General features: G+C 64.1%; 16 protein-coding genes and 1 tRNA gene. 2 read left to right on the forward strand and 15 right to left on the reverse strand.

What is annotated here, in order from left to right; all coding sequences use genetic code 11:
- Positions 1 to 53: 53 nt before the first annotated feature.
- Together DDZ17_RS05905 and DDZ17_RS05910 are read right to left on the reverse strand one after the other, a co-directional pair.
- Positions 54 to 1700 (reverse strand): SulP family inorganic anion transporter, encoded by a 1647-nt coding sequence (locus tag DDZ17_RS05905; RefSeq protein WP_116365063.1) that lies wholly within the window; start codon positions 1698 to 1700, stop codon positions 54 to 56.
- A 1-nt stretch (position 1701) separates the two neighbouring features.
- Positions 1702 to 2349: a carbonic anhydrase gene (locus DDZ17_RS05910; RefSeq protein WP_116365064.1), complete on the reverse strand. Its 648-nt coding sequence runs from the start codon at positions 2347 to 2349 to the stop codon at positions 1702 to 1704.
- Positions 2350 to 2477: 128 nt separating this feature from the next.
- Between DDZ17_RS05910 and DDZ17_RS05915 the strand changes: the two genes are divergently transcribed.
- Together DDZ17_RS05915 and DDZ17_RS05920 are read left to right on the forward strand one after the other, a co-directional pair.
- Positions 2478 to 3428: a hydrogen peroxide-inducible genes activator gene (locus tag DDZ17_RS05915; protein ID WP_116365065.1), complete on the forward strand. Its 951-nt coding sequence runs from the start codon at positions 2478 to 2480 to the stop codon at positions 3426 to 3428.
- A gap of 108 nt (positions 3429 to 3536) precedes the next feature.
- A complete protein-coding gene (locus tag DDZ17_RS05920) occupies positions 3537 to 4658 on the forward strand; it encodes a beta-ketoacyl-ACP synthase III (RefSeq protein WP_116365066.1) in 1122 nt (373 codons plus the stop codon).
- Between the two features lie 14 nt (positions 4659 to 4672).
- Here DDZ17_RS05920 and hisC read toward each other — a convergent pair whose 3' ends face one another.
- The 13 genes from hisC to DDZ17_RS05985 all read right to left on the reverse strand — a co-directional run bounded on the left by hisC (position 4673) and on the right by DDZ17_RS05985 (position 23495).
- Positions 4673 to 5728, reverse strand: coding sequence for a histidinol-phosphate transaminase (gene hisC / locus DDZ17_RS05925; protein ID WP_116365067.1), 1056 nt, complete (start codon positions 5726 to 5728; stop codon positions 4673 to 4675).
- 88 nt (positions 5729 to 5816) lie between these two features.
- Positions 5817 to 5892: transfer RNA gene (locus tag DDZ17_RS05930), tRNA-Glu, on the reverse strand.
- A gap of 107 nt (positions 5893 to 5999) precedes the next feature.
- Positions 6000 to 6812: a peptidylprolyl isomerase gene (locus DDZ17_RS05935; RefSeq protein WP_116365068.1), complete on the reverse strand. Its 813-nt coding sequence runs from the start codon at positions 6810 to 6812 to the stop codon at positions 6000 to 6002.
- Positions 6812 to 7507, reverse strand: a complete 696-nt coding sequence (narI, locus tag DDZ17_RS05940) for a respiratory nitrate reductase subunit gamma (protein WP_116365069.1) — start codon at positions 7505 to 7507, stop codon at positions 6812 to 6814. Before narI ends, DDZ17_RS05935 begins: the two co-directional genes overlap by 1 nt.
- A 5-nt stretch (positions 7508 to 7512) precedes the next feature.
- The gene (gene narJ, locus DDZ17_RS05945) at positions 7513 to 8271 is read right to left on the reverse strand and encodes a nitrate reductase molybdenum cofactor assembly chaperone (protein ID WP_116365070.1); all 759 of its coding nucleotides are present in this window, start codon (positions 8269 to 8271) and stop codon (positions 7513 to 7515) included.
- Positions 8261 to 9823, reverse strand: coding sequence for a nitrate reductase subunit beta (narH, locus tag DDZ17_RS05950; protein WP_116365071.1), 1563 nt, complete (start codon positions 9821 to 9823; stop codon positions 8261 to 8263). Before narH ends, narJ begins: the two co-directional genes overlap by 11 nt.
- A complete protein-coding gene (locus tag DDZ17_RS05955) occupies positions 9820 to 13590 on the reverse strand; it encodes a nitrate reductase subunit alpha (RefSeq protein WP_116365072.1) in 3771 nt (1256 codons plus the stop codon). Before DDZ17_RS05955 ends, narH begins: the two co-directional genes overlap by 4 nt.
- Before the next feature lie 25 nt (positions 13591 to 13615).
- Positions 13616 to 16312 (reverse strand): nitrate/nitrite transporter, encoded by a 2697-nt coding sequence (locus DDZ17_RS05960; RefSeq protein ID WP_116365073.1) that lies wholly within the window; start codon positions 16310 to 16312, stop codon positions 13616 to 13618.
- 234 nt (positions 16313 to 16546) lie between these two features.
- On the reverse strand, positions 16547 to 17803 hold the full coding sequence (locus DDZ17_RS05965; RefSeq protein WP_116365074.1) for a putative porin: 1257 nt from the start codon (positions 17801 to 17803) through the stop codon (positions 16547 to 16549).
- Positions 17804 to 17964: 161 nt separating this feature from the next.
- Positions 17965 to 18696, reverse strand: coding sequence for a phosphate signaling complex protein PhoU (gene phoU / locus DDZ17_RS05970; protein WP_116365075.1), 732 nt, complete (start codon positions 18694 to 18696; stop codon positions 17965 to 17967).
- Between the two features lie 32 nt (positions 18697 to 18728).
- Positions 18729 to 19550 carry a phosphate ABC transporter ATP-binding protein PstB gene (gene pstB / locus DDZ17_RS05975; RefSeq protein ID WP_116365076.1) on the reverse strand — a complete coding sequence of 274 codons (822 nt, stop codon included), beginning with the start codon at positions 19548 to 19550 and terminating at the stop codon, positions 18729 to 18731.
- A 7-nt stretch (positions 19551 to 19557) separates the two neighbouring features.
- Positions 19558 to 21258 carry a phosphate ABC transporter permease PstA gene (gene pstA, locus DDZ17_RS05980; RefSeq protein ID WP_116365077.1) on the reverse strand — a complete coding sequence of 567 codons (1701 nt, stop codon included), beginning with the start codon at positions 21256 to 21258 and terminating at the stop codon, positions 19558 to 19560.
- On the reverse strand, positions 21258 to 23495 hold the full coding sequence (locus DDZ17_RS05985) for an ABC transporter permease subunit (protein WP_116365078.1): 2238 nt from the start codon (positions 23493 to 23495) through the stop codon (positions 21258 to 21260). The genes pstA and DDZ17_RS05985 overlap by 1 nt, the downstream gene beginning before the upstream one ends.
- Between the last annotated feature and the right edge of the window lie 81 nt (positions 23496 to 23576).

Here is a 23576-nt window from a genome sequence, read left to right on the forward strand (position 1 = left end):
CCCCACCAGGTGGGAGCGGCTTTTGCCATCGGGTGAATACGCTGTCAGTCAGCTCAGGTGGCGGGCACCATCTTCACGTGCGGCGAGCGGTCGCCACCGAAGTCACCGGACAGGGAGTACCGCGCCGCCCTGAGGGCCTCCAGGCGGGTCTCGTAGTCCCCATTGCCGGGCACGCTGCCCATGAGCCCCACCAGCACCTCGCGCACCTCATCACTCATGCCCGCCAAAAACAGCGACTTGCCGCTGGCCTTGGCGTCGGTGGCAATGGTTTCGATGGCCAGGGCCGCCGACAGATCCAGGAAGGGCACGCTGGAGAAGTCCAGGATCATGATGCGGGTGCCGGGCTCACTGTGCTCGCGCACATGGTGGCCAAGGTCCGCCGCCGCGCCGAAGCTCAGCGGGCCGCCAAAGTCGAACAGCGACACCTGGCTGCGGATGGATGACAGCAGCTCTTTCTCCTCCGGTGAATCCAGGTGCTCCGGCAGGTTCTTCAGGCTTTCCACCTGGGTCTTGGCCACCTGGCGCACGAAGGCCAGGGCCGCCAGCACCACGCCGGCCCCGACTGCGGTGATCAGGTCGACAAACACCGTCAGGCCCAGCACCAGCACCATCAGCGCCAAATCCCAGCGCGGGCCGCGGTGGGCGCGCTTGAGGTAGCTCCAGTCGATGATGTCCAGGCCAACCTTCACCAGAATACCGGCCAGCACCGCGTGGGGGATGTTGGCGGCCAGGGGGCCAAGGCCCAGCACCACTGCCAGCAGCACCAGGGCATGGGTCATGCCCGACAGGTTGGTGCGCCCGCCGGTGCGAATGTTGACCACGGTGCGCATGGTGGCGCCGGCACCGGCGATACCGCCGATCAGGCCGGCGATGCCATTACCAATACCCTGCCCGATCAGCTCCTTGTTGGAGTCATGGCGGGAGCGCGACATATTGTCCGCCACCAGGGAGGTCAGCAGGCTGTCGATGGCACCGAGAATGGCCAGAATCACCGCAGCCTCCACCACCAAGAACAGACTGTCGCGGTCGAAGACCGGCATGTGCAGGCTGGGCAGACCGGTGGGGATGTTCCCTAACACCGGCACTTTCAGGGCAAAAAAGGCAATCAGGGTGCCGGTGATCAGCGCCGCCAGCGGCGCCGGCAGGTACTTGCCCCACTTTGCCGGCCACAGGTAGCACATGGCCAGGGTGCCGATACCCAACGCCAGGGCGGCGAAGTTGATATCTGCCAGCGCCGTGGGCAGGTAGATCATGGCCTCAACCGGCTCACCGGGGGGCGCGTGGCCCATCAGGCGACCGAGTTGCAGAATAATAATGATGGCCCCGATCCCGGACATAAAGCCCGAAATCACCGGATAGGGCACCAATCGAATGTACTGCCCGATCCCCAGCACGCCGAACACAATTTGCAGGACACCGGCCAGCATCACCGCGGTGAAGACCAGCTCCACGCTGCCAGACAAGCTGGCAAACAGGCCCGCCAGCACCACCACCATGGGGCCGGTAGGGCCGGATATCTGGGAGGGTGTGCCGCCGAACAGGGCGGCGAAGAAACCGAGGGCAATGGCCCCGTACAGACCGGCCATGGGGCCGACGCCCGAGGCCACGCCAAGGGCGATGGCCAGGGGCAGCGCAACCACGCCGGCGGTGACACCACCGGCGATATCGCCGCGCACGTTACTGAAGTCGAGTTTGACCATATCAGGCCTCCGCGGCGCCCAGTGCAGCCAGCTCGCCGTCCAGCAGCGGCTGCATGCTGCGGCTGGATTCGTCGTAGCTCAGCACCTCGCCGGTGCCGATGTTGTACACCCAGCCGTGCAGCTGGACCTTGCCGGTCGCCAACTTGGCGGCAACCGCCGGGTGGGTGCGCAGGTGCTGCAGCTGCAGGGCCACGTTCTCGGAGGTAACGCAGTCCAGGTGCTCGGCGCAAACCTCGCCCTTCTGCTCGCGCACCACTTCCACCGCCGCGCGACAGTGGCCCAGCCACTCCCGCACGTGGGGCAGCGAAGCGACTGATTCCGGGTTCAGGGCGCCCTTCATGGCGCCACAATCGGTGTGGCCACACACCACAATGTGACTGACACCCAGTACCGCCACGGCGTACTCGATGGAGGCGGTCATGCCGCCGGTGTCGTTGCTGTGGGGCGGCACCACGTTGCCGGCGTTGCGGCAGATGAACAGCTCGCCCGGCTCGGTCTGGGTGATCAGGCTGGGGTCGATGCGCGAATCAGCGCAGGTAATGAACAACACTTCGGGTTGCTGGCCGTCGGCCAGTTCGCGAAAGCTCTCGGCTTTCTGCGGGTACACTTCGCGGCGGAACTTGGCGACACCGGATAGAACGTGATCCATGGTTACTCCTTCACGGATGACTGTAGTGGGTTACGGAGGGTCAGAGCCGAAAAGTATCTTGATAATTCCATAGAAGTATCTGTATTTTGTTGATAGTCTAAAATTATCAGCCGTCGACGGAGCCCCCCGTGGCACGCCCCAAAGAACCCACCCTGCGCCAGCTGGAATATTTCGAAAGCGTTGCCCGCCTGCTCAGCTATCGCGGCGCGGCGGAAGAACTGCAGATCAGCCAGCCCGCCCTCACCGCCCAGATCAGCACCCTGGAGGCCGGCCTGAAAGTGGCGCTGCTGGAGCGCTCCCGCAGCGGCACCCACCTCACCCCGGAGGGGCGCGAGCTGCTGCCCTATGCGCGGGATGTGCTGGCCACCATGCGCAACCTCAAGGAGCGGGCAGCAGTGGTCAGCGAGGGGCGCCAGACCACCTACCGGCTGGGCGTGCCACCCACCCTGGGGCCCTACCTGCTGCCCCACGTTCTGCCCGAGCTGCACAAGCGCCACCACAAGCTCAAGCTGTATGTGCGCGAACAGCCCCACCAGATTTTGCTGCAGGAGTTGCGCAGCGGCTCGCTGGACATTGCCATTCTGCCGCTGCCGGTGCGCGCCGACGACCTCATCATCGAGGGCCTGTTCAGCGAGCCCCTGCGCTACGTGGTGCCGGCGGACCACCGCCTGGCCGGCAACCCGGTGGTGCGCCCGCCCCAGTTGCGGGGCGAGCGGGTGCTGACGCTGGAAGCCCAGCACCACATTCACTCACTGGTGAAAAATGTCTGCGACCGCATTGGCGCGGTGATCGAGCGCGACTACGAAGGCACTAGCCTCGACACCCTACGCCAGATGGTGGTAATGGGCCTTGGCACCGCGTTTCTGCCGGCCCTGTACATCCATTCCGAAATGCACAAACCCGAAGCCCTCTACGTCAGCCAGCTGGAAGGCGTGCCCCTGGTGCGCGACCACGGCCTGGCGTGGCGCGCCGCGGCCCCCAGCCGCCACTTCTACCGGGAGCTTGCAGCGGACATCCGCGAGTTTGTGGAGCTGCGCTTGGGGGATGTCGTCAGCCTGGCCAATACCAGCCGCCGCTAGGCCGGTATTTTTGCCGCCAACACCCACGTAGGTGACGGATTCAGGGTACACTAGCGCCCATTCAATGGCCCTGCCCGGGCCCGTCAATTTCGCTTCAGGAGTTCCCGCATGACCGCCATCGTGATCAGCGGCACCGGCCTCTACACCCCGCCGGAGTCCATCAGCAACGCCGAGCTGGTGGCCGCCTTCAACACCTATGTCGACAACTACAACCAGGCCAACAGCGATGCCATCGAACGCGGCGAATTGCCCGCCCTGGGCCACTCCTCCGAGGAGTTCATCGTCAAGGCCTCCGGCATCAAGTCCCGCTATGTGGTGAACAAATCCGGCATTCTCGACCCCGAGCGCATGGCACCAGTGATTGCCGAGCGCAGTAACGAAGCGCCGTCTGTGCAGTGCGAAATGGCCGTGGCCGCCGCCCGCGAAGCCATGGCCCAGGCGGGCAAATCCGCCGCCGATATCGACGCGGTGATTGTCGCCGCCTCCAACATGCAGCGCCCCTACCCCGCCATGGCGGTGGAAATCCAGGCCGCCCTGGGTATCGCCGGTTACGGCTTCGACATGAACGTGGCCTGCTCATCGGCCACCTTCGGCATCCAGCAGGCCAAGGACGCCATCGCCAACGGCAGCGCGCGCTGTGTACTGATGGTGAACCCGGAAATCTGCAGCGGCCACCTCAACTTCCGCGACCGCGACTCCCACTTCATTTTTGGCGATGTGTGCACCGCGGTGATCGTTGAGCGCGAAGACAGCGCCACCAGCGACGACTGCTACCGCATTCTGGACAGCAAGCTGCAGACCATGTTCTCCAACAACATCCGCAACAACTTCGGCTTTCTTAACCGGGGCGACGAAAGCGGCATCGGCAAGGCCGACAAACTGTTCGTGCAGGAAGGTCGCAAGGTTTTCAAGGAAGTCTGCCCGGCAGTGGCCCGGCAGATGTCCGAGCAACTTGAGCGGCTGGACATTCCCGCCACCCGCCTGCGCCGGCTGTGGCTACACCAGGCCAACCTGAGCATGAACCAGCTGATTGCCAGAAAGGTGCTGGGCCGGGAAGCCACCGACGACGAAGCACCCACCATTCTCGATGAATACGCCAATACCAGCTCCGCTGGCTCGGTGATTGCCTTTCACAAACACCGGGGCGACATGGACAGCGGTGACCTGGGGGTGCTGTGCTCCTTCGGCGCCGGCTACAGCATCGGCAGTGTTGTACTGGAGAAGTGCTAGGGCCTAGCGCACGGTCAGACCAGCGACTCCAGCGCCGCCACCAGACTTTCACAGTCCGCCCGACTGCCAATGCTGATACGCAGGAAGCGGTCGATGCGGGGCTTGGCGAAGTGCCGCACAATAATCCCCTGCCCCCGCAACGCCTCGAACAGCTCCACGGCGTTGCGTTGTGGGTGGCTTGCAAACACAAAATTGGCCGCCGAGGGCAGGCATTCAAAGCCCAGCCGGGCAAGCTCACCGCACAGCCAGGCGCGGGTTTCGATCACCGCGGTACAGCCGGCCTGGAACCAGTCTTCGTCCTCAATCGACGCCACCGCCGCGCGCTGGGCAATGACATCCAGCGGGTAGGAGTTAAAGCAGTTCTTTACCCGGTTCAGGCCGTCGATCAACGCTGCATGGCCCAATGCGTAGCCGACCCGCAGGCCCGCCAGGGCCCGTGATTTCGACAATGTGTGCACCACCAGCAAGTTGTCGAATTCCGGAATCAGGCTGGCCGCCGACTCGCCGCCAAAATCGATATAGGCCTCGTCGATAACGACCACGCTGTCGCGATTGTTCTGCAACAGGCGGCGGATAGCCGCCAGCGGCAGCAGCACGCCGGTGGGCGCATTGGGGTTGGGCAGGATGATCCCGCCGTTGGGCTGGGCGTAATCGTCCACCTGGATGGTAAACCCGTCATCCAGCGGCACCTGCCGGTAGCGAATGCCGTACAGGTCTGCCCACACAGTATAAAAACTGTAGGTGATATCCGGGAACAGCAGCGGCTGGGGATGCTTTAGCAGGCCCAGAAAGGCGTGAGCCAGCACTTCATCTGAGCCGTTGCCGACAAACACCTGTGACGGGTCGAGTTGAAAACGTGCGGCCAACGCCTGGCGCAGGGTGGTGGATTCCGGGTCGGGGTAGCGCCTCAACTGGTCGCCGCTGGTACTGCGAATGGCCTCCAGCACCCGGGGCGATGCCTCCCCCGGCGCCTCGTTGGTATTGAGCTTCACCAACCGCTGATGCCGGGGCTGTTCACCCGGCACATAGGGCACCAGCGTATGGGTAATCTCGCTCCAGAAACGGCTCATGGCCAACCTCCGCTCGGCAGGTTATCTCAGAGACAAAAAAGCCCGGTGCGATACCGGGCTTTTTCGCCGCGCTCACGGCGCGGATATATGGCGTCCCCTAGGGGGTTCGAACCCCTGTTCCCGCCGTGAAAGGGCGGTGTCCTAGACCACTAGACGAAGGGGACGCAGCACTTTGCCAGGCGCATTCGATGCGCCGGTAAAGAAGCGCGCTATTGTACTCAGCGCGGCGCGTATTGCAAGCGGACGGCCGCAAGATAGTAGCGGCGCAGACTCACTGCATCAGCAGTGCACCGGCATCCTCATCCAGCGCCAGACCCTCGACGCCAATCTGCTCCGCCAACGCCAGCAGGTAGTGACGCAGGGCGCGTCGCGAGGCCTGTTCCTGCAGGCTGTGGCGCACGCGATGGCTCACCGCTTCGAACGGCACTGCCTGTGCCTCTATGCGCTCATCGACGCTCACCACATGCCAGCCGTAACGACTGGCCAACGGCTCCACATGCAGCCCCTGGGACAAATGCTTTAGCGCCCGGTCCAATTCCGGCACGGTCTGGCCGGCGCTGAGCCAGCCGAGGTTACCGCCGCTGTCCTTCGACGGGCAGGCGGAGTGGCGCATGGCGAATTCGGCAAAGCGCTCGGGGTGCGCGGCCAGCTCGGCCAGCAGTTTTTTGCCCTGTCTGTACTGGGTGTCCCGGGCGCGGGCGTCTTCGGGGGCCGCCGGCAACAGGATGTGGGAGACCTTGAGCCGGGCCGGCTCGCTGAAGCGCTCGGGATTGGCCTGGAAGAAGCGCCGGCAGGCGGCTTCGTCCGGCTCCGGCACGCTCAGCTCGCGCTCCAGCAACGCGGCAATGCCGGCCTCGTCATCCGCAGCATCGGTACCCGAACGCAAGCCGAGTTCCGCGGCCCGTTGCAACAGCAGCTCCCGCACCACCAGGGCGCGGGCGGCCTGGGCAAAGGCCTCCTGTTGGCTGCTGGCCGGGTGATGCTGCATTTCCTGGGCGATATGGCTTTCGTCGATCTCGGTCGCGCCCACCCGGATGGTAACGGGGGGCGGCTCGGGCAGATTTTCCAGATCGATCAGTTGCATCAGCGCACTCCCGTGGAGCGGCGGCGCACAATCTGGTAGTTGCGGCCGAAGTAGCCCACCGGCGCGCTCCACACGTGCACCAGGCGCGAGAAGGGGAACAGCATGACGATGGTCAGGCCGAGGAACACGTGAATCTTGTAGACCCAGCCCACCCCTGCCATGTGCTGCGCCGCATTGCCACCGAAGTAGACGATGGCCTGGGCCCAGGCGGACAGTTGCAGCATCAGTTCGCCGTCCAGGTGACCCAGGGAGAACACCACGGTGCCCAGGCCCAGCGCCGCCTGGATCACCAGCATGGCCAGAATCAGGTTGTCCATCAGGCTGGACGAAGCGCGCACCCGCGGGTTGAACAGGCGCCGGTAGAGCAGCATGGCGCCCCCGATCAGGCACAGCACACCGGCGATCCCGCCCACCGTTATCGCCATGATCTGCTTGGTGCTAGCGCTGAAGAAGGGCGCGTACACCCAGTGCGGGGTCAGCAGGCCGACCACATGGCCGAAGAAAATAACCAAAATACCGATGTGGAACAGGTTGCTGGCCAGCCGCATGTTCTTTGACGACAGCATCTGGCTGGACCCGGTCTTCCAGGTGTACTGGCCGTGATCGAAGCGCAGCAGGCTGCCGATCAGGAACACGGTGCCCGCCAGGTAGGGGTAGTAGCCGAAGATCAGTTGTTCAAAGTAGGCGGCAATCATGGTTGCTATCTCCTGGAGGTTTCGTTTGCAGTGCGCGCCATGGCCGGCTCCAGCGTGACCACCTCTGGATGCACCTGCTGTTTCTGTTCGGCCCGGCGCTGGCCGCCCGCCGATTGCACGGCGCAGTCGGCATCGGACTCGGCGGAAAAACGCACCGCTTCCTCCTCCCACACCGCATCCAGCGCCTCCGGCGTGTAGTCCGGTGGCTCATTGGCCACCTGCTCCCGGTGCTGTGCCACATCGCCCTCGGCGCCGATCAGGGCCAGCAGGCTCAGGGGTACCAGGGCGTAGTCGCTGTCCCGCCCTTCCAGGCGCACCGCCAGCAGGGCCAGAATATGGCGGATATCGCCCAGCCAGTTGCCGATCTCGGCCTCGTCCCGGGTGGACAGGAACTCCAGGAACAGCGGCAGGTAGTCGGGCAGTTCGCGGGCGTCGAGGGCAAAGCCTGCGGCCTCGTACTGGGCCAGCAGGTCCACCATGGCCTGGCCGCGGTCGCGGGACTCGCCGTGCACATGTTCGAACAACAGCAGCGACACCGAGCGCCCGCGATCGAACAACTCCACATAGCGGGCCTGCAGATCGAGCAATTCACCCGCTGCAATATCATGGCACCACTGCAGCAGCGCCCGGCGGCGCTGCTGCGACAGGCGCTCCTCGCGCTGGAACACCGCCAGCAGCTCGGGCACCGCCGCCTGTAATTCTGCCGTGGGGTAGTCCAGCAGGCGCGCCAGCGCGCGCAGGCTGAGCTGAAGGTCAGCGTTCATTGGCGGCCTCCGCTTGCACCGGGTCGTACTCCTGCACCGGCTGCACCAGGGTGGTGGTCTGGCGGCGCCCGCCGAACAGGCTGGTGCTGTTGTTGCCACTCTGGCAGCCATCGCCAAAGCTGAAGCCGCAACCGCCGCGTTCGGGGTAGGCGTCCAGCGCCATTTCCCGGTGGGAGGTGGGGATGACATAGCGGTCCTCATAGGAGGCGATGGCCAGGTAGCGGTACATGTCTTCCACCTGGGCCTCGCTCAGGCCGACCTCGTCCAGCACCGCGGTATCGGTCTGCCCGTCCACATGCTTGCCGCGCATGTACTGGCGCATCGCCAGCAGACGCTTGAGGGCCAGCACCACCGGCGCTTCGTCGCCGGCGGTGAGCATATTGGCCAGGTAGCGCACCGGAATGCGCAGCGATTCCACCTTGGGCAGCACGCCGTCCAATTCGATGTGGCCGGCTTCGGCGGCACTCTGCACCGGCGACAGCGGCGGCACATACCAGACCATGGGCAAGGTGCGGTACTCCGGGTGCAGCGGCAGGGCCAGCTGCCAGTCCATGGCCAGCTTGTACACCGGCGAGGCCTGGGCGGCCTTGATCACCGAATCGGGCACTCCGTCGCGGCGCGCCTGGGCAATCACCTCCGGGTCGCTGGGGTCGAGGAATATCTCGCACTGGCGGCGGTAGAGGTCGCGCTCGTCCTCGGAGGCAGCCACTTCCTCGATGCGATCGGCATCGTAGAGCAGCACGCCGAGGTAGCGGATGCGGCCCACGCAGGTTTCCGAGCAAATCGTGGGCTGGCCGGATTCAATGCGGGGGTAGCAGAAGATGCACTTCTCCGATTTGCCCGATTTCCAGTTGTAGTAGATTTTTTTGTAGGGGCAGCCGGATACACACATGCGCCAGCCCCGGCACTTGTCCTGGTCGATCAGCACGATGCCGTCCTCTTCGCGCTTGTAGATCGCACCGCTGGGGCAGGAGGCTACGCAGGCCGGGTTAAGGCAGTGTTCACACAGGCGCGGCAGGTACATCATGAAGGTGTTTTCAAACTGGCCGTAGATGTCGGCCTGCACCTGGTCGAAGTTGATATCCTTGCGCCGTTTGGCAAACTCGGTGCCGAGAATTTCCTCCCAGTTGGGGCCCCACTCGATCTTCTCCATGCGCTGGCCGGAAATCAGAGAGCGCGGGCGCGCCACCGGCTGGTGCTTGCCCGGTGCCGCGGTGTGCAGGTTCTGGTAGTCGAAGGTGAAGGGTTCGTAGTAGTCGTCGATCTCCGGCAGGTCCGGGTTGGCAAAGATATTCGCCAGCACCCGCCACTTGCCGCCGATGCGCGGTTCAATAGCGCCGTCTTTGCGGCGCAGCCAGCCGCCGCGCCAGCGCTGCTGGTTCTCCCACTCCTTGGGGTAGCCGATGCCGGGCTTGGTCTCCACGTTGTTGAACCAGGCATATTCCATCCCCTCGCGGCTGGTCCACACGTTTTTGCAGGTCACCGAGCAGGTGTGGCAGCCGATGCATTTGTCGAGGTTGAGCACCATGCCCACCTGGGAACGTATTTTCATTGCACAGCCTCCTGTTGGAAATCCGCCCCTTCACCGTCGAGCCAATTGATATCGCGCATCTTGCGCACGATCACAAACTCGTCGCGGTTCGAGCCCACCGTGCCGTAGTAGTTGAAGCCGTAGGCGAGCTGGGCGTAGCCGCCGATCATGTGGGTCGGTTTCGGGCACACCCGGGTCACCGAGTTGTGGATGCCGCCGCGGGTGCCGGTGATCTCCGAGCCCGGAACGTTCACGATGCGCTCCTGGGCGTGGTACATCATGGCGGTGCCGACCTTGACCCGCTGGCTGACCACCGCCCGCGCGGCGATGGCGCCATTGGCGTTGAACAGCTCGATCCAGTCGTTGTCCTCCACGCCGATAGCGCGGGCGTTGTCCTCCGACAGCCACACGATGGGCCCGCCCCGGGACAGGGTCTGCATCAGCAGGTTGTCGGAGTAAGTGGAGTGGATGCCCCACTTCTGGTGCGGGGTCAGAAAGTTCAGGGCGATTTCCGGGTTACCGTTGCTGCCCCGCTCCGCCACCGCGGCCACCGCCTTGGTGTCGATGGGCGGTCGGTAGACAAGCAGGCTTTCGCCGAAGTCGCGCATCCACTGGTGATCCTGGTAGAACTGCTGCCGCCCGGTGACGGTGCGCCAGGGAATCAGCTCGTGGACGTTGGTGTAGCAGGCGTTGTAGGAAACATGTTCATCCTCCAGACCCGACCAGGTGGGGCTGGAGATGATCTTGCGCGGCTGCGCCACCACGTCGCGGAAGCGGATTTTTTCCTCTTCCTTGGGTATCGCCAAATGGGTGTGGTCGCGCCCAGTCACTTTTGACAGCGCCGCCCAGGCCTTCACCGCCACCTGGCCGTTGGTTTCCGGCGCCAGGGTGAGGATCATCTCCGCCGCGTCGATGGCTGTATCCAGGCGCGGCCGACCATCGGCTGCGCCCTCGCGATGCAGGTGGTTCAGTTTGCCCAGCAGGTCCACCTCCTTGCTGGTCTCCCAGCTGATGCCCTTGCCGCCGTTGCCCAGTTTATCGAGCAGTGGCCCCACCGAACTGAAGCGCTCAAAGGTGTGGGGGTAGTTGCGCACCACCTCCACCAGGTTGGGCATGGTTTTACCCGGTATCGGCTCGCATTCGCCGCGCTTCCAGTCCAGCACCTGGGGCTGGGCCAGCTCCCCGGGAGTGTCGTGCTGCAGGGGCACGGTGACCAGGTCGGTTTCCTCCCCCAGGTGGCCGACGCAGACCCGCGAAAACGCGCCGGCAATGCCGCGGTAGATATCCCAGTCGCTGCGCGCCTCCCAGGCCGGGTCGGTGGCGGCGGTCAGCGGGTGAATGAAGGGGTGCATGTCGGAGGTGTTGAGGTCGTCCTTCTCATACCAGGTGGCCGTGGGCAGCACCACGTCGGAGTACAGGCAGGTGGTGGACATGCGGAAGTCCAGGGTGACCAGCAGGTCGACTTTGCCCTCGGGGGCCTCCTCCTCCCAGCGCACTTCCTGGGGCTTGGCAATGCCCATACCACCGAGGTTTTTGCCCTGCACACCGTGGCGGGTGCCGAGCAGGTACTTGAGCATGTACTCGTGGCCCTTGCCGGAGCTGCCCAACAGGTTGGAGCGCCACACGAAGAGATTGCGCGGGAAGTTCTGCGGGTTGTCCGGGTCCTCGGCGGCAAAGCGCAACTTGCCGGATTTCAGTTCGCGCACCACATAGTCTTTGGTATCAAGGCCCGCCTCTTTCGCCTGCGCCGCCAGGTGCAGCGGGTTGCGGTCCAGTTGTGGCGCCGAAGGTAGCCAGCCCATGCGCTCGGCGCGCACGTTGAAGTCGATCAGACTGCCTTCATAGTCCGCCGGGTTGGCCAGCGGCGACAGGATCTCGCCCACACCGAGCTTCTCGTAACGCCACTGGCTGGCGTGGTTGTAGAAGAAGGAGGTGCCGTTCATGTGCCGCGGCGGCCGGCTCCAGTCGAGGCCGAAGGCCAGCGGCAGCCAGCCGGTCTGCGGCCGCAGTTTCTCCTGGCCCACATAATGCGACCAGCCGCCGCCACTCTGGCCCACGCAACCACAGAGGATCAGCATGTTGATCAGCCCGCGGTAGTTCATGTCCATGTGATACCAGTGGTTCATACCGGCGCCGACGATGATCATCGAGCGGCCATGGGTGCGGTCGGCGGTGTCGGCGAACTCCCGCGCCAGGCGAATCACCCGCTGGGCGGACACACCGGTAATGCGCTCCTGCCAGGCGGGGGTATAGGGCTTGACCTGGTCGTAGTCGGTGGCGCCGTCGTCCTCACCCTCTTTGCCAAAGCCGCGGTCGATGCCGTAGTTGGCGCACATCAGGTCGAACACGGTGACCGCCAGCACCTCCCGACCGTCGGCCAGGCGCAGGCGCTTGGCCGGCAGGCTGTGGTGCAGTACGTCGCCGTCGCCCGCCGCCACATGGCTGAAGTGCTCGCGCTCGATGCCGCCGAAATAGGGGAAGGCCACCCGCGCCACTTCATCGTGATTATCGGCCAGGCTCAATTGCAGCTCGATATCGCGGCCCTCGGCATCCAGCGATTCCAAGTTCCAGACGCCCTCCTCGCCCCAGCGGAAGCCGATGGAGCCGCGCGGCACCACCAGGCGATCGCCGGCCCGGTCCCAAGCCACGGTTTTCCATTCCGGGTTGTTGTCCTGGCCGAGGGAAGCTTCGAAATCCGCCGCCCGCAGCAGCTTGCCGGGCACCAGGCTTCCCGCTGTGCCGCCCTCTCCCCGCGGCTCCAGCTCCACCAGGAAGGGCATATCGGTGTAGCGGCGCACATAGTCGCTGAAGTAGGCACTGGGCTTGTCCAGATGGAATTCCTTGATAATCACATGCCCCATAGCCATGGCCAGCGCGGCGTCGGTGCCCTGCTGGGGGCTGAGCCACTCGTCGCAGAGTTTGGACACCTCGGCGTAGTCCGGGGTGATGGCCACGGTCTTGGTGCCCTTGTAGCGCACCTCGGTAAAGAAGTGGGCATCCGGGGTGCGGGTCTGGGGCACGTTGGAACCCCAGGCGATCAGGTAGGCGCTGTTGTACCAGTCGGCGGACTCCGGCACATCGGTCTGCTCGCCCCAAGTCATCGGCGAGGCCGGCGGCAGGTCGCAGTACCAGTCGTAGAACGACAGGCAGTTACCGCCGATCAGCGATAGGTAGCGCGCCCCGGCGGCGTAGGACACCATGGACATCGCCGGAATCGGCGAGAAGCCGGTGACCCGATCCGGCCCGTACTGCTTGATGGTGTACACGTTGGACGCGGCGATCAGCGTCTGCACTTCATCCCAGTCGGCACGCACAAAGCCGCCCATGCCGCGGGCGGCCTTGTACTGCTTGGCCAGTTCGGGGGTTTCCACGATGGAGGCCCAGGCGTCCACCGGGTCGCTGTGCCGCTGCAGCGCGGCGCGCCACAGTTTCACCAGCGCACTGCGCATCAAGGGGTATTTGAGGCGGTTGGCGCTGTACAGATACCAGGAGTAACTGGCACCGCGAGGACAGCCGCGAGGTTCATGGTCGGGCAGATCGGGCCGCGTGCGCGGGTAGTCGGTCTGCTGGGTTTCCCAGGTCACCAGGCCGTTCTTGACATAGATTTTCCAGCTGCAGGAACCGGTGCAATTCACACCGTGGGTGGAGCGCACGATCTTGTCGTGCTGCCAGCGCGCCCGGTAGCCGTCCTCCCATTCGCGGTTTTCATCGCGGGTTTCGCCGTGGCCACCAGCAAAGGACTCGGGCCGCTTTACCAGGTATTTCAGGCGGTCAAGAAAATAGCTCATATGAGGCTCCTAGAATTTGGCCGAATCAAGTCGCTGCGGACATTGCCGCCGCAGTAGGCTGTTGCCTGTCAAACACAATCTCGGCCCCTTTGCGTACGTAGTAAAACCAGGTCACCGCCAGGCAGATGACATAAAACGCGATGAACAGATACAGGGCCATCTGCGGGCCACCGGTGAGCGCTAGCGAGGTACCGAAGGCCTTGGGAATCACAAAGGCACCGAAGGCGGCAATGGCAGAGGTAAAGCCGATGATAGCCGCTGACTCTCGCTCGGATTCCAGCTTGGCTTCTGCCGCGGACAGTTCCGGCATCAGCCGCGGCACTTCCTGGGCGAAGATGGTTGGCACCATCTGGAAGGTACTGGCATTGCCCACCCCGCTGATGAAAAACAGGAACAGGAACATGCCGAAGAAACCCCAGAAGGCTATCTCCTCGCCCCGCATCCGGAGGAAGAACAGCACGCCGCAGACACCGATGATCATGCACACGAACACCAGCAGGGTAACCCGTTGGCCACCCAGGCGATCAGAGATACCACCGGCCCAGGCGCGACTCAGGGCACCGACAAGGGGCCCCAGGAAGGCCAGTTGCAGGGCGTTCACCTCGGGAAACTGATTCAACGCCAGCAGCGGAAAGCCGGCGGAGAAGCCGATGAAGCTGCCAAAGGTGCCGGTGTACAGCAGGCACATCAGCCAGTTGTGTTTGCGCTGAAAGATCACCACCTGATCCCTGAAAGATGCTTTTGCATCAGCGATATCGTTCATGCCAAACCAGGCGGCGACCGATCCCAGCACAATGAAGGGCACCCAGACGAATCCGGCGTTCTGTAGCCACAACTGGCCACCCCCCGTCACCGGCTGCGGGTCACCAGTCAGGAAGGCAAACACGCCAGTGGTGACAACCACCGGCACCAGGAACTGCATCAGGCTGACACCCAGGTTGCCGAGCCCCGCGTTCATGCCCAGCGCCTTGCCCTTCTCGCGCTTGGGATAGAAAAAGGAAATGTTGGCCATGCTCGAGGCGAAGTTGCCGCCGCCGATACCGCACAGCAGCGCCAGTACCAGCATCACCAGGTAGGGGGTTTGGGTATCGCGCACCGCGAAGCCGATCCACAGGGCCGGCACCACCAGGGCCAGGGTGGACAGCGCAGTAAAGCGGCGGCCACCAAAAATGGGCACCATGAAGCTGAAGAAGATGCGGAAGGTGGCCCCCGACAGCCCCGGCAGTGCCGCCAGCCAGAACAGCTGGTTGGCGTTGTAGTCAAAGCCCACCGCCGGCAGCTTGGCCACCACGATGGACCAGACCATCCACACCGCAAATGCCAGACAGAGATTGGGAATGGAAATCCACAGGTTGCGGGTGGCAATGCGCCGGCCCTTTTCCTCCCAGAAGCTTTCGTCTTCCGGGCGCCACTCTTCCAGCACAAAGGGCGCGGGAGTGGAAAGTTCGGGTAGGTCTGTGGGCTCATCTTCCCGCCCCCACTCGATACGACCGGCCCTGACTATGGCGTAGTGCATCCACAGTAGCGCCGCGGCGCAGACAACAAACAGCAGCATGAAGCAGCTCTGCCAGATGCCCACCACGTCATTGAGCATGCCGAAGGTCAGCGGCAGCAGGAAACCGCCAAGGCCGCCGACCATGCCAACTGCGCCACCAACCACACCGACACTGTTCGGGTAGTACACCGGAATGTGCTTGTAGACCGCCGCCTTGCCCAGCGACATGAAGAAGCCCAGCACCAGGGTCAGCGCCACAAAGCCGCCCAGGGAAATGGCGAAGTCAAATTCGACCGGGCCGCGCACCCCCGCCACGGTGTAGTGGGTCGGAGGATAACTCAGCAGGAAGGTACACAGCACCGAAGCACCAAGGGTCCAGTACATCACCCGGCGCGCGCCGTAGCGGTCCGACAGCCAGCCACCAAGCACCCGGAACAGCGAGGCGGGAATGGTGTAGGCCGCAGCGATCATGCCGGCGGTCTTGATGTCGAGGTGGTACACGGCCATCAGGTAGTGGGGCAGCCACAGTGCCAGCGCCACGAAGGCGCCGAAAACAAAGAAGTAGTACAGGGAAAAGCGCCACACCCGCTGGTCGGCCAGCGGCGCCAGTTGCTCCCGCAGGGAGGGCGCCCGCGCACGGCGCGCAGCACTGCCTGGGTCTTCCCTGGCCAGCAGCAGGAACAGCACGCCGGTAGCGGCCAGCACCGATGCGTAAACCAGCGCGGTGTGTTGCCAGCCCAGTGCCACCAGTAGGAAGGGGGCGGCAAGGTTGGTGAGGGCGGCGCCGATATTGCCGGTGCCGAACAGGCCCAGAGCGATGCCCTGACGTTCCTGTTCGTACCAATTGGCGACGTAGCTCACCCCAACGATGAAGGAGCCACCGACCAACCCCAGCCCCAAAGCCGCCAGTAAAAGCATGTTATAGCTGTCGGCGACGCTGAGCAGGTAGACAAAGGCGGAGGCGACCAGCATCAGCAGGCCGAACACCCATCGTCCGCCAAAGCGGTCGGTGAGCACACCGAGGAACAGGCGGCTGACGGAGCCCGTCAGTACCGGGGTGGCCAGCAACAGGCCGAGGTGGGTATCGGAAAGACCGAGATCCTGCTTGATTTGCAGGCCGAGTATGGAAAGTAGCGTCCATACGGCGAAACAGAGGGTAAAGGCCAGGGTGGACAGCGCCAGCGCTTGGCGCTGGGCCGAGGAGGAAGGCAGCTTTGATACGAGCACAGCACGATCTCCCGACAGTTCTGGAGAGGCCGGTGAATAGCCTATAGCCTAGTACGCCCTGCAACAAACACAACTGTCACTATCGGGCGGTGGCCTGCGCGGCGGGTCAACACCGGATTTGCCCGCGCCTTGTTCTGCTTCCACAGCCCCTCTGGGCTCTGGAATTCATTAAAGTAGCATATTACATACCACTTTAAACATCCAGCAATCGCGCGAGCGGAGTTACCTGTTTTTTCAGTACTTGAAACGGGCGTCGAGAATCACGCGGTCGTAGGTGAGCGCCCGGGGCTGGTTGTCGGCGCCAAACTCGTTGTTGATGAACCAGGTCAGGCCGAGCTTGATACCGTTTTCCAGCGCATACATGCCGTACAGCTTGTGGCCGCGTCCGTCGGTGCCGCCGGCGGCAAAGTTGGAGTCGGTCACCAGACCCAGCGCGGCATCCGCCTCCAGTTCCTGGTACTGGTAGCCCAGCTCCCAGGTGCCGCGCTTGCCGGCCTCCCCCAGGCGCCCGCCGGCCAGCCAGCCGTGTTCGAACTCATCCACCGCCAGGTTCTGCACGGCATCGGCGTACAGCACCGCCGGCAGGGAGAAGGCGGTAAAGTCGAGGGCGGCAAACCACTCCATCTCCTGGTAGTCGTAACGGTAGCTGCAGTCGTCGCGCACGCCCGGCTCGGCACAGGTGAAGGAGTTGCCAAAGAACACATCCGGCCCGCCAAAGAAAGGGCTCTGCCCGGCAACGGGAATGTCAAAGTAACCAAGGCCCGTGGTCAGGCGCGCATCACCCAGGTGCAGGCTGAGCCCGCCCTGCAAGCCCCAGGTAACACGCTGGTTATCGGTGACGCTATCACTCTCCAGCCAGCTCACCAAGCCGTGGACGAAGGCGGTGCCGTTGGACCAGCCCGCCCCGATGCCCTCGGGGTTGTAGTCGTCATCCCACAGCAGGGCGGTGTCGGCCGGGCGGTAGAAGGGGTTGGTCATTTTGCCGGCGCTCAGGTAGCTACCCTCCAGCGGTTGCCAGCGCACATAGGCCAGGTTCAGGCCGATATCCTTGCGCGAGGCGCCTCCGCCCAGGGTCTGGTTGGCGGACAGGGGGTTGTCGCCGCCGGTGGCGATTTCGGTGCCGACTTCCACATTCCCCGGCAGCTGGGCGCGAATGCCGAGCCGGGCGCGAATCCGGTTGCGATCGCGGGTGGCCAGCTCCTCCACGTCGATCTCTTCATAGCGATAGCGGAAATTGCCGCTGATGGCGATGCGCTCGTTCCATGACAGCTTCTTTGGTGCCGGGGCGGCACCCAGCGTGGGCGCAGCTGCCTCGTCGTCAACCAGGTCCTGCAGCCTGGCATTTTCCTGCTCCAGCACGGCCACGCGGCTCATCAGCGCCGACATCTGTTCGCGCATCTGCGCAAAATCGGCGTCGCTGACGGTGGCACTGACGAGGGGTGACAGAACACAACAAAGGGCCGCAACAGGCGGCAAAACGGCGGATTTCATGGCTTTCTCCCTGGTCTGTCCAGGCCAATGTGACAATTGGGTGGCGATTTTATGTCGCTTTTATGACAGCTATGTTACAGCGTGCAGAAAAGTGCACCAGCATGGCACCATGCGGGCAAAAATGACCGTCTGCGAGGGGAGAAAGGTGGAGGCGGTGCCGCTCAGTCGCGGCGCCGGGACTCTTCGACCTGGGCCACGACCTCGTCGGGCTCGATATGGCGCACGTCCAGGCCGCGCACCAGGTAGACCACGTGCTCTGAGATGTTGCTCGCATGGTCGCCAACCCGCTCCAGGCTGCGCAGCGCCCACATTTCATTGATTACCGGCCCAATGGTGCGCGGGTCTTCCATCATGAAGGTAATCAGGCTGCGCATGGCGGTGGCGTATTCGGTGTCCACCGAGCGGTCGGAGACGATGGTGTCCACTGCCATGTCCACATCAAGTCGGGCAAAGGCATCCAGCGACTTGCGCAGCATGGTGGTCACGTAGCTGCCGATATGGCGAATTTCCACAAAGTTGCTGGGAGAGCCGCCCTCCTCCGACAGGCGCACCGCCTGGCGGGCGATCTTGGATGCCTCGTCGCCGATGCGCTCCAGGTCGGTGGTGACCTTGGAGATGGTAAACACCAAGCGCAGGTCCGACGCCGCCGGCTGGCGCCGGGCGAGGATGCGCGAGCATTCCTCGTCGATGCTGATTTCCAGCTGGTTGACCAGTTCGTCGTTGTTGATGATCTCTTCCGCCAGGCCGCTGTCGCGATTCAGCAGGGACTCAATGGCGCGGGAAATCTGCTGTTCCACCATCCCGCCCATTTCCAGCAGGTGGTTCTTCACCGCTTCCAGTTCGGCGTTGAACTGGGCGGAGATATGCTGTTTGTAGCTGTCCTGTTGCAACATGGCGCTTGTGTCTCCTGGGTCGGCGGGCGGGCTTATCCGTAGCGACCGGTAATGTAGTCCTCGGTCTGCTTTTTGGCGGGGTTGGTAAACAGGTTGTCGGTGGTGTCGACCTCAACCAGCTTGCCCATGTACATGAAGGCTGTCATGTCGGATACCCGCGCCGCCTGCTGCATGTTGTGGGTCACAATCACAATAGTGTAGCGGGATTTAAGCTCGTAGATGAGCTCCTCGATCTTGAGGGTGGAGATCGGGTCCAGCGCCGATGCCGGCTCATCCAGCAGCAGCACCTCCGGCTCCACCGCGATGGTGCGCGCAATCACCAGCCGCTGCTGCTGGCCGCCGGACATGCCCAGGGCGCTTTCGTGCAGGCGGTCTTTCACCTCGTCCCACAGCGCGGCGGCGCGCAGGGACTTCTCCACCACCTCGTCCAGCACCCGCTTTTTGTTGATACCCTGGATGCGCAGGCCATAGGCCACGTTCTCGTAGATGGATTTGGGGAAGGGATTGGGTTTCTGGAACACCATGCCCACCCGCCGGCGCAGGCTGGCCACGTCCACCCGCGGGTGGTAGATGTCTTCGCCTTCCAGCAGCAGCTCGCCCTGTACACGGCAGCCGTCCACCAGGTCATTCATGCGGTTGATGCAGCGCAGCAAGCTGGATTTACCGCAACCGCTGGGCCCGATGAAGGCCGTTACCCGCTGCCGTGGAATCTCCAGGTTGATGTCGTACAGCGCCTGCGAATCGTTGTAGAACAGATTCAGTTGGTTCACCGCCAGGCTGGTGGGCGGCGTGCCCTGCTCCGGCTTCAGGCTACCGCGGCGCAGCGCCTGGATGTCGATGGCGTGATGTTCCATGGTTGCTCTAGTTCTCCAGTGACTTGTAGCGCTCGCGCAGATGGTTGCGCAGGTAAACCGCCGCCAGGTTCAACAGGGCGATGAGAATCACCAGCAGCAGTGCCGTGGCGTAAACCAGCGGCCGCGCCGCTTCCACGTTGGGGCTCTGGAAGCCCACATCGTAGATGTGAAAGCCCAGGTGCATGAACTTCTGGTCCAGGTGCAGGAAGGGGTAGTTGCCATCCACCGGCAGCGACGGCGCGAGTTTGACCACGCCAACCAGCATCAGCGGCGCCACCTCGCCGGCGGCACGGGCCACCGCCAGAATCAGGCCCGTCATCATGGCCGGGCTCGCCATCGGCAGCACCACCCGCCACAGGGTTTCGGCGCGGGTGGCCCCCAGGGCCAGGCTGCCCTCGCGGATGGATTTGGGAATGCGCGCCAGGCCCTCCTCGGTGGCCACAATCACCACCGGCAGGGTCAACAGCGCCAGGGTGAGGGAGGCCCACATCAGGCCCGGGGTCCCGAAAGTGGGGCTGGGCAGAGCCTCGGGGAAGAACAGCTGGTCCAGCTCGCCGCCCACGAAGTACACGAAGAAGCCGAGGCCGAACACGCCGTAAACAATGGACGGCACGCCGGCCAGGTTGTTCACTGCCACCCGGATGGTGCGGGTGACAAAGCCCTGCCGGGCGTATTCACGCAGGTAGACGGCGGCCACCACGCCAAAGGGCGTGACCATGATGGACATCAGCAGCACCATCATCACCGTGCCGAACATGGCCGGGAAGATACCGCCCTCGGTATTGGCTTCGCGGGGCTCGTCGCTGAGAAACTCCCACAGCTTCTCCAGGTACATGGCGCACTTTTGCCACAAGCCCATGGCATTGGGCTGAAAGGCGCGCACCACTTTGGCAATGGGCAGCTCCACCACCCGGCCATCCGCCAGGCGGGCGCTGTAGCTGGCGTCCCCAATGCTCTGGTAAAGCCCCTGCAACTGGCCCTGCAGCATCCGGTACTCGGCATCCAGCTCGGCCCGCTCGGCGGCCAGTTGCGCCTGGGCGCTGGCGTCCAGCTCGCCGTCCAGTTGCAGCGAACGCTCGCGCAGGCGCAGGCGCTCCATGCGGTGGTTGATGGCGCCGATGTCGCCGCGCTCGATCTGCTGGATTTGCCGGCGCACCACCAGCGTGTCGGCAATCAGGCCCTGGAAAGCCTGCCACAGCTGCTGCGGCTCGCTGGCATCGGCCAGGGTTTCCCCGCCGGCGCTCACCGACTGCAAAACCCCGTAGAAATTGCCCCACTCCAGGCGCTCCACCACCATGACATCCTCTGGCCAGGCGGGGACGGACATCTGCTCGTTAAGTACCCAGACAAAATCATTGCCCAGGTAATCCCGGTTGCCCTGCTTGACCAGGGAGCGGCCGTAGAACGGGCCGGGGCCCTGCAGTGTAATGCCCGCCTCGCTGAGCTGCTCGCCAGACACCTGAACCTGCTCCACCACCTCACCCAGTAGGGCCTTCTGTTGGCCCTGGTAGCTGCTGGTCGCGGCCATAACATTGCGCGGCCAGAAGTGGCCAAAGCCACGCACGGCCAACAACAGGATCAGCCCCAGCACGGCCACCACACACACGCTGACCGCGGCGGCGTTGAGCCAGATCATCGGCTCGCCACTGCGGAACCAGGCCAGTGGGCCGGCGTGGCCCCTGGCGTGTATATCAGACTGCGGCGCCATCAGAGGGACCCATACTTGCTGCGCAGGCGCTGGCGCACCAGCTCTGCAACGGTGTTAAACACAAAGGTGAACAAAAACAGCACAAAGGCCGCCAGGAACAGCACCCGGTAGTGGGTGCTGTCCACCTCCGCCTCGGGCACCTCCACCGCGATATTGGCAGACAGGGTGCGCATGCCCTCGAAGATGTTGGCGTCCATGATGGGCGTGTTGCCGGTGGCCATCAGCACGATCATGGTTTCGCCCACCGCGCGGCCGAGGCCAATCATCAGGCCAGAGAAAATACCCGGGCTGGCGGTGGGTAGCACCACGCCCACCAGGGTCTGCCAGGGGGTTGCCCCCAGCGCCAGGCTGCCGTCGCTGAGATGGCGCGGCACCGAGAAAATAGCGTCTTCGGCAATGGAGAAAATGGTCGGGATGACCGCCATGCCCATGGCGATGCCCACCACCAGGGAGTTGCGCTGGTCGAAGGAAATACCCAGCTCCCGGGTGATCCACAAACGCATATCCCCGCCAAACAGGGCCAGTTCCATCGGGTCGTTGAGGGCAAAACTGAGGTAGCCGATCACCACCACCACGGGCATCAGCAGGGCTGCGTCCCAGCCTTCCGGCACCCGGCCGCGAACAGCCAGCGGCAGGCGCGAAAATGCGTAGGCAAATAACAAAATGCCAACGGGCATGAAAACCAGCAGGGTAAAGATGCCGGTGAGCTTGTCCTCGACGAAGGGCGCCAGCCACAACCCGGCCAAAAAACCGAGAATCACTGTGGGCAGCGCCTCCATCAGCTCGATCATCGGCTTGATTTTGCGGCGCAGCCCCGGCGCCATGAAGTAGGCGGTGTAAATGGCGCCGCAGATGGCCAGTGGCGCCGCCAGCAGCATGGTGTAAAAGGCCGCCTTGAGGGTGCCAAAGGCCAGCGGCGCAAAGCTGTACTTGGGCTCAAAGTCATTGTTGGAGGCGGAGGACTGCCAGATATGCGCCGGCTCGTCGTAGCTTTCGTACCACACTTGGTCCCACAGGGCCGACCAGGACACATCCGGGTGCTCGTTGTGTACCTGCCAGTGGCCCAGGGTGTTGTTGGCAACCGCCACAAGCAGGTCGCCCCGGGGGGCGATGGCTGCCTGCACGGCGCCCTGCATGCCCAGGGGTTCGGCGTACAGGCGGCGATGGGCGGTGGTGTGAAAGAGCTGCAACTCGCCCTGGCGCCCCACCAGCAAAAAGCCCTTGCGGCGGTGCTCTGGCAGCAGTTGCGCCGCCACGGTGCCATCGGTGTCAAAGCTGCGCACGCGGTGCAGGCGGTTGCCACCCTGCGCATCGCGCACCATGAAATACTGGGCCAACTCGCCCGTCTCCGATGCGGCCAGCAGAGAAATATTACCCAGCAGCATGGCACTGGTGGCCAGCCCGCCGCCCCCCTCGAACAGGGGCATGGTGGCGGTGATGGGCACCACACCGTCGCTGTCTGTCTGGCTCAAATCCAGCACGGTGGCATTGCCGGCACGATCCAGGCGATACAGCCAGCGCTGGCCGGCCCCCAGGTACAGGGCCGCGGTGTGCCCCGCCAGGCGCGGCAGTTGCAGCACTTCCTCTTCCAGCGTGATCTCGCCGGTGAGGAAGTTTTCCTCCCGCGTGTAACGCAAACCCCGCAGGCCCTGGCTCTCCAGGTCGGCCACCAGCAGCAGGCCGTCACTGTTGTCGCTCACAGCCAGCGTGCGCACCGCAGCGCTGCCGAGGCGCAGCACCTGGTCGGCGTACAGGCGATTGAGCGAGGGGGTAATCAGGCGCTCGCCATCGGGGTAGGACAGCCGGTAATCGTGCCGGGCCAGGGTCACCTCGCCATCGGCGTGCCCCAGGGCCAGCAGGCGCCCCTCGGCGCTATCGCGGGCCACTACGGTGACCGGCGCGTGAGCGCTGGCGAGGTCCTGCTCGCTCAGCGTCGCGCCGTTTTCAACCCGGAAGAATCGCGCCCGGCCACTGGCAGCCACCGACAGCCCAACCTCGCCCTGCTCCTCCACATAGAGCTGCGCCGGTGCTTCACCTACCCAGGCCTGCCGGGCGCCCGCTTCCACCCGCGCGCTGCCGAACAGGGGCAGCACTTCGTACAGCAGGTAGAAGAAGATCAGCAGGATGGCCAGCAGCACGCCAGCGCCGCCGGCGGTGATGCTCACGGTGGCCAAGCGGTCCTTGAAATAGCGGACTTTGGCGCGGTGGGCCGGAACGTACTGTGCCAGGTCTGTCATCAGTTTGCCGTGAAGGAGTAAAAATCGTTGTCCACTATCGTGGCTATCGTGGCTATCGTGGCTATCGTGGCTATCGCGACC

Origin of the sequence: Parahaliea mediterranea, from assembly GCF_003402235.1 — a bacterium.
Classification (GTDB): Bacteria; Pseudomonadota; Gammaproteobacteria; order Pseudomonadales; family Halieaceae; genus Parahaliea; species Parahaliea mediterranea.